The 310-nt window shown below is 36.1% G+C and carries 1 protein-coding gene; it reads left to right on the plus strand.

Translation table 11 applies throughout. The annotated features are described in order from the left end of the window. Positions 1-310: Cna B-type domain-containing protein (locus tag ACXVYO_RS26345; RefSeq protein WP_458469166.1), on the plus strand; the 310-nt coding region annotated here is incomplete at both ends.

Here is a 310-nt window from a genome sequence, read left to right on the forward strand (position 1 = left end):
TGAATTTACGTACACAGTAGATGAAGTGAAAGTTGAAGGTTATGAAACAAAAGTAGAAGGAACGACAATCACGAATACTTATAAGAATACGGACAAAACAGAAGTAAATGGTAAGAAAGTCTGGGAAGACTACAACAACAAGTTCAACACACGTCCAGGAAGCATCAAGGTTGAATTGCTTCAAGATGATAAAGTGATACAAGACACGACAGTGAAAGCTGATGAAAAAGGAAACTGGAATTTCAGCTTTAAAGATCTACCGAAGTATGATGGACAAGGAAATGAAATTCAATACAAAGTAAGCGAAGTG

It is taken from the genome of Bacillus sp. BC08 (assembly GCF_054326875.1).